8 protein-coding genes are annotated in these 13,858 nt (G+C 64.2%); 7 read left to right on the forward strand and 1 reads right to left on the reverse strand.

Features of this window, described 5'->3' with window-relative positions:
- Positions 1 to 44: 44 nt before the first annotated feature.
- The 7 genes from V3B64_RS01605 (at position 45) to V3B64_RS01635 (ending at position 11,895) form a co-directional block, all read left to right on the forward strand.
- Complete coding sequence (locus tag V3B64_RS01605; RefSeq protein WP_329913468.1) at positions 45 to 2,501, forward strand: TonB-dependent siderophore receptor; 2,457 nt, start codon at positions 45 to 47, stop codon at positions 2,499 to 2,501.
- Positions 2,502 to 2,547: 46 nt separating this feature from the next.
- Positions 2,548 to 4,431, forward strand: coding sequence for a PepSY-associated TM helix domain-containing protein (locus V3B64_RS01610; RefSeq protein WP_329913469.1), 1,884 nt, complete (start codon positions 2,548 to 2,550; stop codon positions 4,429 to 4,431).
- A gap of 178 nt (positions 4,432 to 4,609) precedes the next feature.
- Positions 4,610 to 6,790, forward strand: a complete 2,181-nt coding sequence (locus V3B64_RS01615; RefSeq protein WP_329913564.1) for a TonB-dependent siderophore receptor — start codon at positions 4,610 to 4,612, stop codon at positions 6,788 to 6,790.
- 67 nt (positions 6,791 to 6,857) lie between these two features.
- Positions 6,858 to 7,142 carry a hypothetical protein gene (locus V3B64_RS01620; protein ID WP_329913470.1) on the forward strand — a complete coding sequence of 95 codons (285 nt, stop codon included), beginning with the start codon at positions 6,858 to 6,860 and terminating at the stop codon, positions 7,140 to 7,142.
- Positions 7,129 to 7,428: a hypothetical protein gene (locus V3B64_RS01625; RefSeq protein ID WP_107433257.1), complete on the forward strand. Its 300-nt coding sequence runs from the start codon at positions 7,129 to 7,131 to the stop codon at positions 7,426 to 7,428. Before V3B64_RS01620 ends, V3B64_RS01625 begins: the two co-directional genes overlap by 14 nt.
- Positions 7,429 to 7,439: 11 nt before the next feature.
- The gene (locus V3B64_RS01630) at positions 7,440 to 9,050 is read left to right on the forward strand and encodes a PepSY-associated TM helix domain-containing protein (protein ID WP_329913471.1); all 1,611 of its coding nucleotides are present in this window, start codon (positions 7,440 to 7,442) and stop codon (positions 9,048 to 9,050) included.
- A gap of 196 nt (positions 9,051 to 9,246) precedes the next feature.
- On the forward strand, positions 9,247 to 11,895 hold the full coding sequence (locus tag V3B64_RS01635; RefSeq protein WP_329913472.1) for an excinuclease ABC subunit UvrA: 2,649 nt from the start codon (positions 9,247 to 9,249) through the stop codon (positions 11,893 to 11,895).
- A gap of 72 nt (positions 11,896 to 11,967) precedes the next feature.
- Here V3B64_RS01635 and V3B64_RS01640 read toward each other — a convergent pair whose 3' ends face one another.
- The gene (locus tag V3B64_RS01640; protein ID WP_329913473.1) at positions 11,968 to 13,476 is read right to left on the reverse strand and encodes a S1 family peptidase; all 1,509 of its coding nucleotides are present in this window, start codon (positions 13,474 to 13,476) and stop codon (positions 11,968 to 11,970) included.
- Positions 13,477 to 13,858 lie beyond the last annotated feature (382 nt).

Genomic DNA, 13,858 nt, shown 5'->3' on the forward strand with positions numbered 1-13,858 from the left:
TGAGGCCAGTAGCGGCCAAGCATGATGGAGCGGTAATGGGGTACATGAAGATCAAGCGCGCACTTGTTGCTCGCGCGTTCTCTACGGGGGTACACGCCAAGCGGCTGCCGTTGCTGGCACTGTGCATTTCCAGCGCGCTGGCAGCGCCGGCCATTGCACAGTCGCAGCCGGCTGCACGCGTGCAGTTCAATATTCCGGCGCAACCGCTGGATGCCGCACTGCGCCGCTTTTCCGAGCAGTCCCGGCAGCAGGTGCTGTTCAGCGAATCGGCGGTGGCGGGCCGTCGCGCTCCGGCCTTGACCGGCAGTTACACGCCGCAGGAAGCACTGGCGCGCCTGCTGGAGGGCAGTGGCGTGCGTGTCAATGCCACCCGTCCGGGCGTGTTCACCCTGGCGCAGGAAGCAGCAGCGCCTGCGCGCAGCAAGGATGCCCAGACCACCCTGCAGACGGTGAACGTGACCGCCAATGCCCCAAGCGATGGCGCTTACACGGCACGTGAACTGAGCCTGGGCAAGCTGGGACAGAGCATCCGCCAGACCCCGCAGTCGGTCAGCGTGATCACCCGCCAGCAGCTGGACGACCGCAACCTCACCACGCTGGACGAGGCCCTGGCGCAGACCACGGGTGTGACCAAGACCGCCCGCAACTTCGGCAACCACAAGTTCTCGATCCGCAGCTTTACCGTGGACGACAGCAACTATCTGGTCGATGGCGTGGCCGGCATCGTGTATGCCCCCGTGGGTTGGCTGCCGATCGACACCGCGGTGCTGGAGCGCGTTGAAGTGCTGCGCGGGGCCGGTGGCATGATGCTGGGTGCGGCCGACCCCAGCGGAGCAATCAACATGGTGCGCAAGCGCCCGCGCGACCAGGCTCATCTGGATCTGGCCGCAACCGTGGGCTCGTGGGACAACTACCGCGTCGAGGTGGATGGCGGTGGCCCGCTCAATGCTACCGGCAGCGTGCGCGGCCGACTGGTCGCCGCCTATCAGGACCGCGACTACTTCCAGCGGGGCACCTCATCGAAGACGCCGGTGGCCTATGGGGTGATCGATGCCGATCTGGGCACGGATACCACGCTGACCTTTGGCCTGCGTCATCAGGCCAGTGACACCGACGGCTACTGGCTGTTCGGCCTGCCGCGCTACGCCGATGGCGGGGCGCTGGACATCAAGCGTTCCACCTCGCTCATCCAGGACTGGAACCGGCAGGAGGGCTCCGTCGACGAAGCCTTTGCAGAGGCGGAGCACCGCTTCAACGAACGCTGGAAGGCACGCCTGTCGGTGAACCGCACCGAGTCGGACCTGGACCAGCGTGTCGCGGTTCCGCTGGGCGGGGTGGACCGCGCCAGCGGCATCGGTTCGCGCTTCTATGATATCTATTTCAACCGCTCGCGCGTGCGCAGTGATGGCATCGACCTGCACACCACCGGCAGTTTCGACGCCTTCGGCCGCAGCCATCAGCTGCTGCTGGGCGCGATGTGGTCGCGCCAGCGTACCCGCCAGAGCTCGGCGGACCTGGCCATCGACGTGCCGATTGATGTCTACGCACCCGACCACAGCGCCATCGCGCAGCCGCTGCAGCCCGCGTGGGACTGGTCAGAAAACGCCCGCGCCCAGCAGAGCGGCGTGTACAGCAACCTGCGCCTGCAGCTGGCAGAACCGCTGCACCTCACGCTGGGTGGCCGGCTGAGCTGGGTGAAGTACCAGTCCAGCGATGGCTTCACCGGCGCCAAGAGCCGCGACTACGAACAGAAGCACGAATTCACCCCGTACGCCGGCCTTGTCTACGACCTGGGTCCGCAATGGTCGGTCTATGCCAGCTACGCCGATACCTTCCAGCCGCAGAGCTCGTACGTCACCGCGTCCGGCTCGGTGCTGGATCCGGCCATCGGCGCCAACTACGAGCTGGGCGTGAAGGGTGAGTTGAACGATGGCCGCCTGAATGTCTCCGCCGCAGTGTTCTCCATCCGCAAGACCGGCAACGCCGTGGTGGACGAGTCCGACCCGGGCAGCTGCCGTGGCTCGCTGGCGTCGTCCGATTGCTACCGCAATGGCGGCAAGCTGCGCAGCAAGGGCTTTGAGCTGGAAGCCAGCGGCGAACTGGCGCCGGGCTGGCAGATGATGGCGGGCTATACCCACGTCACCAGCCGCGACGATGAGGGCGCGACCATCAGCGCGGAGACGCCCCGCCACCTGCTGCGCCTGTCGACGTCCTACCAGCTGCCGGGCAAGTGGAACGCGTTCTCCGTGGGCGGTGGTGTATCGGCACAGAGCAGCTACTCCTATCCGGCCTACGACGACCCGGACTGGCGCATGGGCGCAGCGGGCCGTGCCGTGTGGGACCTGCGGGCCGGCTATCGGATCAATCCGCGCTGGAGCGTAGGCGTCAACCTGGCCAACCTGTTCGACACCCGCTACTACGCGATGATCAGCCAGATCCGCCGCGGCAACTTCTTTGGCGAACCCCGCAATGTGATGCTGACGCTGCGCGGCTCGCTGTGATCTTCCGCAACCGGCGGGGCAACGGCCTGCCCGCCACGGGGCAGGCATGAAAGCGGGCTTCCGGCAGAGCATGTCGTGGCTGCACACCTGGTGCGGCCTCACCTGTGGCTGGCTGTTGTGCGCGATTTTCCTGACCGGCACGCTCAGCGTGTTCCGTGAGCCGATCACGCAATGGATGGAGGCCGGCCCCGTGCCGGTCTCCTCGCCGGCGGTGGACACGGGAACGCAGGCGGTACGTGCGCAGCACTGGCTGGCCGCCAACGCCGCCGATGCCCGGGCGTGGCAGATCCGTTGGCCTGCCCAGCCGGGCTGGCCACTGGAGCTGTCATGGGAGGGTGGCGACGGCACCGCGCACGAACGCTGGGTGGATGCCAGCACCGGCATGCCACGGCCTCCACCTCGCCTTCGGGAAACCGAAGGCGGGCGCCACTTCATGTCCTTCCACTACACCCTGCACGGCGGCATGGCCGGCTACTGGCTGGTGGGCTGGATCACCGCCTGCATGCTGCTGGCACTGGTGTCCGGCGTGGTGGTGCATAAACGCATCTTCAAGGACTTCTTCACCTTTCGCCCGGGCAAGGGACAACGCAGCTGGCTGGATGCGCACAACCTGAGTGCCGTGCTGACCCTGCCGTTCCTGTTCATGATCGGCTACACCGGGCTGACCTTCTTCTACAGCAGCTATCTTCCGTGGCCGGTGCACGCGGCCTATTGCGATGCCGATGACGCCTATGCGCGCTATGAAGCCGAGCTGGCGCCTGCACAGCCGGCTCCGCCAGGCATCCTGGTATCCACCGCGCAACTGCCAGACCTGCAGCACCTGCTGGCACGCGCGCAGGCCATCAGCGGGCAGCCGCCGGCACTGATCGTGATCCAGGCGCCCGGCACCGTGCACAGCGTGGTGGAGGTGATCGGTCGCAAGCCCGAGGGGCGCACAGACAGGCATCTGCTGACCGAGGCCAGCCGGGCGGCGTTCGATGCTGCCAGCGGCACGCTGCTGCAACAGCATGGCGCACATCCGCATGCCATTGGCGCCGTACAGGTGCACGAAACCATCGAAGCACTGCACAAGGCCGATTTCGGCGGCTGGCCGATGAAGTGGCTGTACTTCATCAGCGGTCTGCTCGGCACGGTGATGATCGCCATCGGCACGCTGCTGTTCTCCATCAAGCGGCGCAAGCGCAGCGAGCATGAGTTCGGCGCGGCCACGGCAGGCATCTATCGCTGCGTGGAAGCCTTCAACGTGGCATCGCTGGCTGGGGTGGCGCTGGCAAGCATCGTCTACCTGTATGGCAATCGGTTGCTGCCATTGGAAATGAGCGGTCGCAGTGCGTGGGAAATACGCATTTTCCTTTTGACCTGCGCGGCCTCGGTGCTACACGCACTGTGGCGCCCACCGCGCCTGGCCTGGATCGAGCAGTTGTGGCTGGCCGCAGCACTGTGCCTGGCGCTGCCGCTGGTGAATCTGGCAACCACCGGGCAGGGGCTGCTGATGTACCTGCAGCGGGGCGCATGGCAGCAGGCTGGGGTGGAGCTGGTCGCACTGGCCTTCGGGCTGATGCTGGCAAGGATGGCCCTGATGCTGCAGCGCCGTTGGCCCCGGGCGCAGGAGGCGGCGCGCCCTGCCAAGCCTCCGGCCGGGCGGGAAGCGGTCTATCGCTGGCAGGTGGCGAGCCGCGTGCTGGCCGCCTCGCTGGGCGGCTACGTGTTCACCGCCGCTACTGCCGCGTCACTGGCGTTGTTGTTGCCCGTGCTGGTGGGGGTAAGGACAGCCGTTTCGGTCCTGGCCAGTTCACTGCTGGGGTTCGTGCTGTTCATTGCCGTTGCTGTGGGCGTCTTCAGTGCCCGTAGTGTTGGGAAGGTGTGGCTGAGTCTGGCGGCGGGGAGTGCCCTGATGGGGTTGCTGGTGGCGATGCTTCGGACAGGGTGAGGGCGCTCCCGACAGGGCAGGCGCCTGCGGTTGCTAGTGCGAACGATTTGCATTTGGTATTATTTAACGCGAAATTAACGCCGCCGCAGCTGCCGCCTAGGGCGCACTTCCTACCGTAGGCCCCCAAATGAACAAGATCGCCACTACTTCCCGCGCCCCGAGGCGCTCTCTGTTGTCCGTGTCCGTTGCCCTCATGCTGGCCTTCCCGCTGGCCGGTCACGCTGAAGCACCGCCCTCGCCAGAAGTTCCCGATGGCAGCGCCACCACGCTCGATGCGGTACGCGTCAACGCCTATCGCACAACCACACACACCTCCGGCGCTACCAAGACCGACACGCCGGTTGCGGAAATGGCCAAGTCGGTCTCAGTCATTGCCCGCGAAGAGCTCGATGCCCGCGGTGTGCAGAACCTCAACGAGGCGATGCGCTACGTGGCCGGCGTGGTTCTGGAGAGCGGCGGCATCGACAATCGCGTCGATGACTTCCGCATCCGCGGCTTCGACGCCGGCAGCTGGAGCAACAACGTCACCGTCGACGGCATGCGTGCGCCGCAGGGTGGCCAGTGGAACCGGACCATGGTGGACAGCTGGAACTTGGACCGTGTCGAGGTGCTGAAGGGGCCGTCGGCCGTGATGTATGGTCAGGTGGCTCCGGGGGGCATGGTCAACCAGGTCAGCAAGACCCCCACGCCCGACCAGCAGCAGGTGCTGCAGGTGGGGTTGGACGGCAACGGCCAGTACAGCAGCGCGTTCGACCTGGGCATCGCATCGGACGACAAGCGTCACCTCGGGCGCCTGGTAGGCCTGTATCGCGACGGCGACACCCAGATCAAGCACACCCAGCAGCAGCACTGGTTCCTCGCCCCCAGCTACACCTTCCAGATGGCCGAGCGCACGCGACTGACGCTACTGGGCCTGTACCAGCGCGACGATGGTGGCTCCACGTACCAGTTCCTGCCGATGAAGGGCACGCTCCAGGCCACCCCCTATGGACGTATGAAGAACACCACGTTCATTGGCGAGCCGAACTGGAACACCTACGACCGCACCATCTGGACGGCCGGCTGGCTGTTCGAGCATGCCTTCAACGAGAACTGGACCCTGAGCCAGGGTGCCCGCCGCACCAACGTGGAATCGACCTTCCGCACCGTGGTGACCAATGGTGGCCTGAACCCGGATGGGCGCACCCAGAAGCGGCGCGCCACGTGGGGCGAGGGCGACTCCCAGGGCGACACGATCGACACGCGAGTTACCGGCAAGTTCCAGACCGGCAAAGCCGAGCACACGCTGCTGGTGGGCGTGGACTGGCAGAAGGCCGATTGGGACGCTGCTCGCGGCGGAATGCGCGATCCGGCGGCGATCGACATCTTCAATCCCGTTTACACCGGTTACGTTCCTGTCACCAACAGCATCGGCTACACCGGTGGTGTGAACCGCCAGACGGGCGCCTACCTGCAGGATCAGATCGCACTCGACAAGTGGCGCTTCACCGTGGGTGGCCGCTATGACTGGACCAAGGACAATACCTGGAGCCAGTCCTATACCGTGGCCAGCAACAGCTTTGGGAAATGGGTGCCCAGCCGGATCAGCAACGAGGCCTTCAGTGGCAATGCTGGCATCCTGTACGTGGCTGACAATGGTCTGACGCCGTATCTCAGCTACGCCGAGTCGTTCCAGCCCTCCGGCAGTTCAGCACTGCAGTCGTACGACCGCACGCCCTTTGATCCGGTCACCGGCAAGCAGTGGGAAGCTGGCGTGAAGTATCAGCCCTCCCACTTCGACGGCCTGATCACGCTTTCCGCCTATGACCTGCGCCAGCAGAACATCCTCACCAACGACCCTGGTAAGAATCGGCAGACCTGTGGCAACGACGGGAACAGCCAGTGCCAGGTCCAGGATGGCGAAGGCCGCGTACGTGGCATAGAGCTGGAAGGCCGCATCACCCCCCTCGATGGCTTCAGCGTGATCGGTGCCGCATCGTGGATGGACTCGGAAGTCACCAAGAGCAACAACGGCTATCAGGGCAAGCAGCTGGCGATGGTTCCGGACTGGACCGCTGCGCTGTGGGGTGACTACACCTTCCAGGGCGGGGCACTCGCAGGCCTCAGCCTTGCCGCAGGCGTCCGCTACAACGGCGAAAGCTACGGCGACAGCGCCAATGTCTACCTGATTCCGTCCTACACGATGTGGGATGCGGCTATCCGTTATGACGTAGGTGCGATCGGGAGTGTGGGCACGCAGTTCGCACTGAACGTCAGCAACCTGACCGACAAGCGATTCGTGACCACGTGCAGCGGTGTCTCGTCGTGCTTCTTCGGCACAGGACGCACCGTCACGGCTACTGCCCGGTTCACCTGGTAACCCTTCCGCCCCGTGACAGGCCAGCCAGGTCACGGGGCTTTCCTATGAGACTTCCAGAATGTCAGTCGTGATGGCAGTGCTGGCTTCAGCCGCGGGTGTGGTTGGGGCATGGCTGTTCTATCTGGCGTCGCCGAAGCAGCAGTGGCGGCACGCCGGCCCCTGGCCTGTCCGTGGGAAATGGATTCCCGGCAGCACCTTCTCGCTGGTCTCGCTGGCCATGTTCTTGTCTTTGATGGGAAGCGGTGCGGCCTTCTTCACCTGGCTGACGATTCTGATGCTGGTCTGGTCGGCCGCGCCCTTCCTGGGCGTTTGGCGCGCTCGACAGCGTGGAGGTGCCCATGGCCGGCCCTGACAAGCTGCAGAGCCGGCACTGGTTCGGGAAGACGTGTGCCGGTGTACTGCTGGGCTTCGGGCTCTCCCTGGCCTTGTCCGGCCTGTTCGCGTGGTTCGGGCCCGGCGGCATCGATGGCGGGGGCGGCAAGGCCCAGTTCAACATGTGGCTGGTCGCGCTGCTGTGGGCCCCGATCCTGTCATTTGTTTTCCTTTTCCGTAGCAGCGCACGCGCCTGGCTGTGGCTCGGTGCTGCCAACGTGGTCGCCTTTGGCGCGCTCTGGCTGGCGCGCAGCCATCTGGGCTGACTGGACCTCACATGAAGATCCGCAACGACATCATCAAGGTCTACAAGGACGTGCACATCTGGGTCGGCATCTTTGCTGGCCTGATGCTGTTCGTTGCCTTCTATGCCGGCTCGATCACCATGTTCGAGAAGCCGCTGGAGCGATGGGCAACACCCCCGTCTGCGCTGTCTGCGCCGGTCCCGATGGAACGTGCACCTGAACTGCTGGCCGCGGTGCTCAAGGCGCATCCCGAGGCGGCGAAGAACTACAGCGTGATGGTGCAGACGTCGCCTGAAGCGCCTGCCCGGGTGATCTGGCGAGTACGTGGCGACAAGCCACGGCAGTTCACGGAGTTTGGCGCAAGCTTCGACGCGGAAGGGCGGCTCCAGGTGGAGCAGCTGCGAAAGGCACCGGTGGCGCAGCTTGTCGACACCTTGCATCAGTTCGTCGGCCTGCCGTTCCCTGATGCGATTTCGCGCCCCATCATGGGCATCATTGCGCTGATGTATGCCGTCGCATTGATCTCCGGCGTCATCGTGCTGTTGCCGACGTTGGTGAAAGACTTCTTCGCCGTGAGGGTAGGCAAGAACATCAAGCGCATGTGGCTGGATGCGCACAACGCGCTGGGCATTGTCAGCTTGCCATTCCACCTGATCATGGCCGTGACCTGCGTGGTATTCGCGTTCCACGATCAGATCTACGACATCCAGGACAAGGTGGTTTATCCCAACGGCATCCAATGGGGCGAGGAGCACGATGACCGGCCCGCTCCGGGCGCCCAGCCTCTGCCTGCTCCTGCACTGCTGGAAAAGGTAAAGGCACAGCTGCCGGGCTTTGAGGTCTACAGCCTGGGCTTCCAGCAGAAGGGCAGTGTGGTCGAGGGGCGTGTCACCGGCCTGGATATCCGCTACGGGACCCGTGCCCGCACCTACATGAGTACCCATCTCGATCCGTACACTGGCGTGGTGGACACACATGACCTGCCAGGACACATGGGCGGCTGGGATACGGCGGTCAATGCCTTCTTCATGCTGCACTTCGGCAGCTTTGGCGGGAACCCCGTGCGCTGGATGTACCTGCTCCTTGGGCTTGGCGGTGCGATCGTGTTCTACACCGGCAACCTGCTGTGGATCGAGTCACGACGCAAGAAGCAGCGCGATGCCAACCTTCCCGAGCAGAAGCGATCCACCCGTGTGCTGGGATCGCTGACCATCGGTGTGTCCCTGGGCTGTATCATCGGCATATCGGCAACACTGGCAGCTACCAAGTGGCTGCCTGGGCTGGTTGCCAATGTCCCGGCATGGCACGAAGGCATCTACTATGCGGCCTTCCTGCTGGCAGTGGCCTGGGCATTCCTGCGTGGGGCCGCGCGCTCCGCTTATGAGCTGCTGTACGTTGGCGCAGTAGTGACGGCACTGATCCCGGTCGGCAGCCTTGCGGCGTTGGCTGGCGTCCCCGGCACCTGGAACCATTCAAGTGCCGGGGTGGCCGTGGACGCGACCGCAATTGTCGCTGCTGCCATTTTCTGGCAACTGGCGAGGCGATCCAGGAAGCGCGCAAAGATGGGCCACAAGGACAGCGTTTGGGCCATCGAAGGAAATGCGACCACAAGGGCAGGGCACATCCAAGCGGCCGGGGAGTAGATCCGTCCTGCCTGCCGTTGGCCGGCCACATTGAATGGGCGGCGGCGGACAGCGTGTATCGCCTGAGAAGGTGTTCTGCAGCCAGCAGATCACGCATTGCAGGATCGTCCGTCACCCACATTCACCCCGCAGCAGCGAAAATGCATCATTGGGCGCGCCCTGGCGCGCGCCACTCACTGCCTGCAGGATCGTAACGATGTCCAACACCCCCTTTGGTGAATCGTCATGCGCTGCCGCCGCCAGCGGTTGCGTCGAGGTGCGCGGCGCACGCGAGCACAACCTCAAGAATGTCGACGTCTCCATCCCACGCAATGCACTGGTGGTGTTCTCCGGGGTGTCGGGTTCGGGCAAGTCGTCGTTGGCCTTCGGTACCGTGTTCGCCGAAGCGCAGCGGCGCTACTTCGAGTCCGTTGCGCCATATGCCAGGCGCCTGATCGACCAGGCGGGCGTGCCGGACGTGGATGCCATCGACGGGTTGCCGCCGGCAGTAGCGCTGCAGCAGCAGCGCGGCGCCAGCAATGCACGTTCATCGGTGGGCAGCGTGACTACGCTGTCCAGCCTGGTGCGCATGATGTACTCGCGCGCCGGTGCGTACCCGGCCAACCAGCCCATGCTGTACGCCGAGGACTTCTCGCCCAACACGCCACAGGGTGCCTGCAGCACCTGCCATGGCCTGGGGCATGTCTACGAAGTGACCGAAGCGCTGATGGTTCCGGACCCCTCGCTGAGCATCCGCGAGCGCGCCATCGCCTCCTGGCCGCCGGCATGGCATGGCCAGAACCTGCGCGACATCCTGGTCACGCTGGGCTACGACATCGACGTGCCGTGGAAGAAGTTGCCGAAGAAGGACCGCGACTGGATCCTGTTCACCGAGGAAGCGCCCAGCGTGCCGGTCTATGCCGGTTTCACGCCCGCAGAGACCCGTGCCGCACTGAAGCGCAAGCAGGAGCCCAGCTACATGGGCACCTATACCGGCGCGCGCCGCTACGTGCTGCACACCTTTGCCAACACCCAGAGTGCGCTGATGCGCAAGCGCGTTTCCCGCTACATGGAAGACCGGTTGTGCCCGGCCTGCCATGGAAAACGCCTGAAGCCGGAGGCGCTTTCGGTCACCTTTGCCGGCGTGGATATCGGTGAGTTCATGCGGCTGCCGCTGGACCAGCTGGCGGCGCTGCTGGAGCCCATCGCACAAGGTGATTTCGGCGCGCACAGCAAGGGCGCTCGCACCCGCAGGAGCGCGACACCCCGCGATCGCGCCCGGCGGGCCGCGAGTGGCCAGGCGACCCACGAGGGCGCTCCGGACGTGCGCCTGACCTCGGCCTTGTCCGAAGAGAAGCGCCTCGCCGCACAACGATTGGCAGGCGGAGTCATGGCGCGTGTACGCCAGCTGCGTGACCTGAGCCTGGGCTATCTCTCGCTGGACCGTGCGACGCCAACCCTGTCAGCCGGCGAACTGCAGCGCCTACGGCTGGCCACGCAGCTCAGCTCGCTGCTGTTTGGCGTGCTGTACGTGCTTGATGAACCCTCGGCCGGCCTGCATCCGGCCGACAGCCAGGCGCTGTACGACGCACTGGAACGGCTGCGCGACGGCGGCAACTCGGTGTTCGTTGTTGAACACGATCTGGAGCTGATGCGCCGCGCGCAGTGGCTGGTGGATGTGGGTCCGCAGGCGGGGGAACACGGCGGGCGCGTTCTCTACAGTGGCGAGCCCGACGGCCTGCGCCAGATCCAGGATTCACGCACGGCCCTGTATCTGTTCGACCAGGTGCCGGCGCCTGCCAGCCAACAGCGTAGCGCCAACCGCTGGCTGGAACTGAAGGGCATCCACCGCCACAACCTCCAGGGCGTGGACGCACAGGTGCCGCTGGGACTGCTGACAGCCGTGACCGGCATTTCCGGCTCCGGCAAGTCCAGCCTGATGGCGCAGGCGCTGCCCGAGCTGTTGCTGCTGCACCTCGGGCATGAGCCTGCGGACGACAACGCCGATAGCGCGCCCACCGACGGGCCAACCGTGATTGAAACGACGCGGGGCACATTGGCAGGCGATGTAAACGCGATCCAGCGGGTGGTGCAGGTCGACCAGAAGCCCATCGGCCGCACGCCACGCTCCAACCTGGCCACCTATACCGGGTTGTTCGATCACGTACGCAAGCTGTTCGCTGCGACACCCGCCGCGCGCCGCCGCCGTTTCGACGCGGGCCGCTTCTCGTTCAACGTGGCCAAGGGCCGGTGCGAGACCTGCGAAGGCGAGGGCTTCGTCAGTGTCGAACTGCTGTTCATGCCCAGCGTCTATGCGCCGTGCCCGACCTGTCATGGCGCCCGCTACAACGAAGCCACGCTGAAGGTGCAGTGGAATGACCGCAACATCGCCGAGGTCCTGCAGATGACGGTCGACCAGGCGCATGCGTTCTTCAGCCAGGAAGAGGCCATTGCCCGGCCGCTGCAGTTGCTGCAGGAGATCGGCCTGGGCTACCTGCGGTTGGGCCAGCCGGCCACGGAACTTTCAGGCGGTGAAGCGCAACGCATCAAGCTGGCCACCGAGCTGCAGCGCAGCCAGCGCGGGCGCACGCTGTACGTGCTGGACGAACCCACTACCGGCCTGCATGCCTCGGATGCGGACCGGCTGCTGGTGCAGCTGCAGCGGCTGGTGGACGCGGGCAATACGGTGGTGATGATCGAGCACGACATGCGCGCGGTTGCACAGGCGGACTGGGTGATTGATGTCGGCCCCGGCGCTGGCGGGGCAGGGGGCACCATCGTCGCGAAGGGAACGCCGCAACAGGTGGCGCGCGCCAAAGGCAGCAGGACGGCGCCGTTCCTTGCCAGGGAGCTGGCTCTTATGTAGAGCCGAGCCATGCTCGGCTGACGAAGAATCCACGCAAGTGGTTCCAGCACTGCACTCATCAACAGATGCGGGCTATGGACAATCAGGGCATCCACTGCAGTGCAGGTTGTACTCAACGGGCTCGGCGGTGATTCCAGACGCATCCTTCAAGGTAATCCGCTCCCTCCAGGTCAACGGGGGAGGGGGAATGACGGGAGGCGGGTAGAGCACGATGGGGTAGAAGCAGGCCCATGTGTAGTTGAGCGGGGAGGGCATCTTGTCCGGCAACGTTTCCGTGGCGGGTTCGCAGGGCCCGCTCGGGCACACCGGGCGCTCCAGCGTCAACTCTATAGGGAACTTCGGAACTCCCTTGTACGCAACCGGAACGGAAAATGGCCTGAAATAATTTTCAGTGCGATCTGCGATGCCGGTAACTTCAAAGGCCTCCGTTAATACGGAAACGCCAAGTGCTGAAACCCGCTCGATGGGCATGTAGAACAGGTCGTTCTCAAATCCCGTGTCTTCACCGCCCCGGCCGTGAATGACGCCGACGGCCGCATTGTTGGAAAAGACCGGCCCACCGCTGTCACCTTCGACGTTGAGAGGACCTGGAGAAAGGTTGCGTGCACGAATGTACCTGCCTATGGCCCCATTATGATTGGACCTTGAATTCATATCCTCAATGGTCCCGCATGCGTAGTGGCCATGAATTCCACTCTTGCAGATCACATCCCCCACATGCGTCGAACTGGAGGGGAGCGTGCTGGTTATTTCGAGCGTCTGCGACGGACCATTGATCAGGGAGATTTCATTTGTCTGCGCGTGGCGCGGGCCCCTGGGCGGCTCTTTATGCCACTGGACATCGTAGTCGCCTACGTTCTGCTCGCTCTGGAAAACGAGAGGCGCGGCAATGCCCTGATAGGTCAGCGTATTGTCACAGTGACCGGCCGTGAGGACGCCAAGCTCACGATCTGCGTCGAAGACGTTGAAGCCAGTAGTGCAACTGAAGGCAGTACCGGTCAACTTATGGCCGCCGGAGATTGCGGTAGTGACAGTAAAGCCTTTCACTTGCTTGATCGCCATGAAATCGACAGCGCCCAGCAATGGCCGGAGTGCGCGTCTAGCGGCCGCTTCGTCCTTCACGTAAAAGGTCACAATGGACCGCTTGATATCAACGCCCGACTCGAACTCAACCTTCTTTGCGAGAAGCTGGGCCTCTGCCTCGGCCTGGGTCGCCAAGAGCATCTCGAGCGATTGAGCGGAAGTGCGGCCGGCAAATACAGGATCCTGCGTGTACTTTGCCAAGGTCTCTGTCGGCTTCTTCGTGAACAGCACTACGATCTTGAATTCTGGCTCATGCTCAACGTACAAGCCACCAAACGTATCCGGCTCAGATGCCTGAATCCTGGCTTCCAGACCTGCCGCAGAGATCGATTTCATCGACCTGTATTTTGCTTCGGCCTCAGATACATTGAACGTTCGCGAGTAGGTGTGTGCCGTGGGGTTGCCAGTTATCGGCTGGCCGTACAGGGAGAATGCGAACGCACCGAGGGCGGACAATGTCAGGGCACGCATGGATAGCTTCGTGCGCAGATTGATCATGGCTGCTCCTTTGCCTGACGCACCAAGTGAATCGTCATGAGTGGGCCAGTACAGGCATCCGGAATGGACGCAGCAAGACTCGAACGGAGCGATTCACCTCCATGTCCCCCTCCGAATGATGCGGCGATTCCGAATTCCATCATTTCCCCCGATCGTTCGTCCTGCACGCCTACGGGAACGCCCCCTTTCATGGCGAGCGAGTAATCGTGAGGCCATGCTGCAAGATATGCCGTGCCGCCTGGATCCACGAAGTAGACACAGCCATTGATTGGCCTCAGCATCCCTCTCAGTAGCCCGGTTGCAAGGACTGTCCCCTGCTCAGATGAGAGTCTGACAAGCACAAGTGATCGGCCCTCTTTGGCGCCAACCGGCATGATCGCGG

Origin of the sequence: Stenotrophomonas sp. SMYL86 (assembly GCF_036320025.1) — a bacterium.
In the GTDB taxonomy this organism is placed as follows: domain Bacteria; phylum Pseudomonadota; class Gammaproteobacteria; order Xanthomonadales; family Xanthomonadaceae; genus Stenotrophomonas; species Stenotrophomonas maltophilia_A.

Coding starts and splice junctions, on each gene's coding strand:
- V3B64_RS01605 (WP_329913468.1), top strand. CDS start 45: ATGAAGATCAAGCGCGCACTTGTTGCTCGCGCGTTCTCTACGGGGGTA.
- V3B64_RS01610 (WP_329913469.1), top strand. CDS start 2,548: ATGAAAGCGGGCTTCCGGCAGAGCATGTCGTGGCTGCACACCTGGTGC.
- V3B64_RS01625 (WP_107433257.1), top strand. CDS start 7,129: ATGGCCGGCCCTGACAAGCTGCAGAGCCGGCACTGGTTCGGGAAGACG.
- V3B64_RS01630 (WP_329913471.1), top strand. CDS start 7,440: ATGAAGATCCGCAACGACATCATCAAGGTCTACAAGGACGTGCACATC.
- V3B64_RS01635 (WP_329913472.1), top strand. CDS start 9,247: ATGTCCAACACCCCCTTTGGTGAATCGTCATGCGCTGCCGCCGCCAGC.
- V3B64_RS01640 (WP_329913473.1), bottom strand. CDS start 13,476: ATGATCAATCTGCGCACGAAGCTATCCATGCGTGCCCTGACATTGTCC.